At 41.8% G+C, this 4,352-nt stretch carries 4 protein-coding genes and 1 pseudogene; 3 read left to right on the top strand and 2 right to left on the bottom strand.

From position 1 onward, the window contains the following. Nucleotides 1–224 precede the first annotated feature (224 nt). Nucleotides 225–1,070: a hypothetical protein gene (locus F7Q90_RS26960; RefSeq protein ID WP_052310132.1), complete on the top strand. Its 846-nt coding sequence runs from the start codon at nt 225–227 to the stop codon at nt 1,068–1,070. A gap of 841 nt (nt 1,071–1,911) precedes the next feature. Then, nucleotides 1,912–2,319: pseudogene (locus F7Q90_RS24825) on the top strand (hypothetical protein); the annotation flags it as partial. A 159-nt stretch (nt 2,320–2,478) separates the two neighbouring features. Here F7Q90_RS24825 and F7Q90_RS24820 read toward each other — a convergent pair. Continuing rightward, on the bottom strand, nt 2,479–2,934 hold the full coding sequence (locus F7Q90_RS24820; RefSeq protein WP_141119381.1) for a hypothetical protein: 456 nt from the start codon (nt 2,932–2,934) through the stop codon (nt 2,479–2,481). 471 nt (nt 2,935–3,405) lie between these two features. Between F7Q90_RS24820 and F7Q90_RS24815 the strand changes: the two genes are divergently transcribed. Continuing rightward, nucleotides 3,406–3,981, top strand: a complete 576-nt coding sequence (locus F7Q90_RS24815) for a recombinase family protein (protein WP_044242200.1) — start codon at nt 3,406–3,408, stop codon at nt 3,979–3,981. A 255-nt stretch (nt 3,982–4,236) separates the two neighbouring features. Here F7Q90_RS24815 and F7Q90_RS24810 read toward each other — a convergent pair. Next, the coding region (locus tag F7Q90_RS24810) for an IS1 family transposase (RefSeq protein ID WP_249042840.1) at nt 4,237–4,352 on the bottom strand (116 nt) is incomplete at its 5' end.

The following is a 4,352-nucleotide window of genomic DNA, read 5'->3' as shown; positions in this document are numbered from 1 at the left end:
CGTGGTTGCGTTACGTCATCGGTCATATACAGGACTGGCCGGTGAACCGGGTCCGCGATCTGCTGCCATGGAAGGTCGAGCTTCCCTCTGCCTGAACGTCAATACGGTCTGAATGCGACGCTTACGATGGAAAGAGGCTTTGTTGAATAAATGGATTTTATGCTGTGGTACTATGAAAACGGTTGTTTCAGATAACATAAAATCAATGCGTTACATGCTTGCGTATGACGGTGTTCTGTCTGGCATCAGCGTTTTCTACCAAAACAGTGCAGACAAAACAGAATGATTACCTATTATTCAACAAAGCCACTGAACGCCTCAAAGTATACTATTTCTCAGAAAATATAAAATTATCAAAAACATGGAAGGACAGAAGCCCCGCTCAACTCCAGCGTGTTTATGCTTACCTCTCTGAAGTACTCGAAGGCCAGGAATACTACTGGACGAACAACAATACCGATAAACAGAAGCTACATGAGGCTTACAGAATAAGCCCTGATGCGAGGGGGCATAACGACTACAAAGATCGACATACATGCGTATGGTTAGCCTGTATGCGTCCTGACGACACGGAAGCGAAGCTGTGTGAGTTGCTATTGAAGATTACAGGTGAGGATATCCATCAAGCGAGAGAATACGAGAGCCTTCACCAGTTCGCGTTGAGAGGAGTATCACGTCAATTCGACAGTACAGAACAGCAAACGGTTTATGTATTTGATAAATGGCAGGCTGAGTCATTAAGTACAAATATTGGACATATTCCTGGAGTGCTGGAAAACGTAGCACCAGGTGTACCAGGAAGGCCAAAAGGAGCCACAAACGCTAACAGACTGCCTGCATTGAGTGATACAAAATCGAAACGTTTCAGTCGCTGGAAAAAGGATAATCCGGGGCTTGAGTCAGAGGCATTCAAAGCGTTTCTTGCAAGTGCTGTCAACGCGGATCTCAGTCCTGAAGATAAAGCAGCCATGTTGAGCCGATTCGAAAAGGCAGAACAAAAAAGAGACGCAAATTCAGTCCGAAACACCGACATGAAAATCAACAGTATGTCCAAAAATAACCCCTTATAATATATAGTTAAGAGAAAAAACGGACATCAATTAAAGAGCGAAAGCAAATGAACTGCCTGAAAGCAGGAGCGGCGAAGCAAGCGAACTGTTTCGGGTAGTTAATGAGAGAACTCACGCAGTGAGTTCTTGATAGCTATCCCCTTATTTGTATAGATAAAAAAATTAAACAGCACCCGCTTTGCGTGTACTGTTCGCTGGATTCGGTTCTACTGCTACGTTCCCTTCGGTCACTGGCAGAGCGAACCCAATCGCCTTTTTTGTACTGTTAGTAAGTACATAACCAACTGTTATTTCATTACTTATTATAGAAAATAATTTCTTTGTGTACTAAGTCGGGCATCTGCTGTTTCAGTTACTGGAAAAGCCCTGTTAGTACTGACCAGAATGAAGCGACCCCGATCCGATCTATCCCTTCATGATGGTGTTTCGGACAAAACGCACAGGAAGCTCCTGAACGCGATGTTCGTTACTGACATGACTGAATGTTCACCCCCCCATAAAAACACCGTAGCGACGCTTTGAGAGCGTTCGCGTGATGGAATCACCAGTACTCCTTTTTTGAAATCAGATACATAGACATCTTCGTGTCCTGCGAACCCTCTTGATCGATTTTATCTATTGATTTGTATTGAATTAATAGATGTTGATAGCTTATAACGATCAATTTACTGAATATTGATCGCTAATATCGATCATTATTAAGTGTGCGTGTTAATCTCGAATAACTGAATACGGACAGCCTTAAGTCCGTACTTTTGGCCTGAAAAAAGCTAACGGGAGTGACAAAACTGTGAGAGTTGTACAACTGATAATTTATGGATTTTTGGGAGTCTTTCTTTGTATGGCTGGGATTGAAAAGTTTGGTGATTTCTTCTCTGCTGGAACTGGCTTTTGGTCGGTCGTTATGCTTTCCGTCGCTGGATTGTGCCAGCTACTGGCAAGTACTGCCGCGATAGGCTGGGCTGTTTTAGGTTCTGGTTCACTACGAGCTAAGTACTTACCCTATAAACTCGTTAATAATTATACGGTTCCAGTACTGATCATTGTGCTTGCTTTCGTGGCAAGTACTGCCAGCTCATCAAGTTATGAGGCCAGAGCACAAAAACTTGGCTTTAAAGATGGCAAAGAGTTTGCCATAGCTCATGAAAATAATATTGTAAATCCTACTGATTACGCAAAATACTTAACAGAACAGAAAGCTAAGGCGGCAGAAAAGGCCGCTCATGAGGCATTACTTGCAGCAGAAAAGGGGCTTTGTTGAATAATAGGTAATCATTCTGTTTTGTCTGCACTGTTTTGGTAGAAAACGCTGATGCCAGACAGAACACCGTCATACGCAAGCATGTAACGCATTGATTTTATGTTATCTGAAACAACCGTTTTCATAGTACCACAGCATAAAATCCATTTATTCAACAAAGCCATATTCACTATCAATAAGAGCATTTTTGCATACTTCTACGGATGTTGCTGCGAGCAGATGACCCACCATTGCACGCAAAAAAGGTACTACATTGAAAGGCGTAGAAATTACATTTCCGTAAAAATAAACACCAGCTAAATATTGCCTAATCAGATTTATGAAGTTCTCGATGGGAACCTTGATCTCATGATCCAAACTCCCAAGTATGTTGCCATTACAATTCTTGCATATGGTTTTAAATGTCGCTCCAGCGTGGACATTTATTGGTTTTATTTCATCAGACGAATAATGTTCAGACACTGTTTTTTGAAACATTGGTTGAATATTCGTTGCACAACGAGGTGGCACATGATCTTTACTCAATAGACCATATGAACCGCAAATGACGCAATGCCCCTCACTAATTCTTGCATGTCTCAAACGTTCGGAAATTTTACCCATAAGATACCTCGGAATAGCAATCTTGACTGATTTTATCGCAAATGGGTAACCTATGCATTTCTATCTTAATTACCTTTACAACCTTCCCGTTGAAGAATGTGGCTAAGGTACTCGCCTTTAGTGCAAAAAATTATCAAAGCCCAAACCACTCATTTTCTGACAAAAAATTTAAAGGGATCGTTTACTTAGATAAAAGTACAATCAGTTTTAATCTGGCTGAATTAAAATTTCGTTCGCCTTATCAGGCTCAACCCCTCTGACAAAATGCCATGAACTCAGATATCGCTATCGGGCTTTCCACTAACCCGGCATCGACAAAAAAATGCACGATTAAAAATCTCTTTTGGGTACTCCCCAACGATACTCCGTTTTCCTGTCCTGATTTGTATCATTTAGACGTTGATTGGATTTAAATGATACTGTATCATTCAGTTAATTAAAATGATACTTACGGCGAGTGAGGTCAAGGAAATGATTTTCGGATATGCGAGAATTTCAAGTAAGGACCAAAACCTTCAGCGTCAGCTAACAGTACTGGAACCTGTTTGCGATAAAATCATTACAGAGAAAGAATCAGGCAAGTCCATCAGCGAAAGACCTGAATTGTTAAATCTGCTTTCACACCTCCGTGAAGGTGACACTCTCGTCGCCCACAGCATCGACCGCCTGGCACGCAATACTCGTGATTTGCTGGAAATGATTGATAACTTGGTTGCTCGTGGGATCACTGTTCAGTTCCTTGCTAACTCAATGAGCTTTGATAACTCCCCACAATCACGGCTGATCCTAACCATGATGGGAGCCGTTGCGGAATTTGAACGAGGAATGATCGCCTCACGCCGCAACGAGGGGATTACTCTTGCCAAAGAAGCAGGGAAGTACAAAGGCAAGCAAAAGAACCAAGAACTACATAACAAGATTATCGATATGTTACAGGCCGGGAAGAATACACCAGACGAGATCGCAAAGTTATGTGATTGCGGCAGGGCTACAGTTTTTCGTGTGAAGAAAGAAATGGTTGCCAGTATTAGTAGCATCGAACGCTGATATAGTATGAGGGGATAAAGTCAAAGGGCTTGCAGTTTAGTACTGTTCGAATCCTCTCGATATCAATAATGAGCCTGTAATTAATTCTGTGTAACTGCCTACATTGTATTGATTTGTTTGTTGCGATTAACTATAAAGTTTAGCAATGAATAATCAAGGCAGTTCGTAGTACGTAATCAAGCTTTAGAAGCAGATTCGATATGCAGCGATTTAGAATGCTAAATCGCTACTTAAAAGTTTTGGCGATGACTCCAATTAGTAGAACATATGCCTCTCGATGAAGGCACCGATGACTTTTTCGTGGATCTCGATGGAACGAGAGAAACAAATTGTTTTGCGCGCCAGTCGCTTGATACGGGTGCGAAGCGTCA

This window comes from Pantoea stewartii subsp. stewartii, from assembly GCF_008801695.1.
GTDB lineage: Bacteria > Pseudomonadota > Gammaproteobacteria > Enterobacterales > Enterobacteriaceae > Pantoea > Pantoea stewartii.
This window is presented reverse-complemented; position numbering and strand designations above follow the sequence as displayed.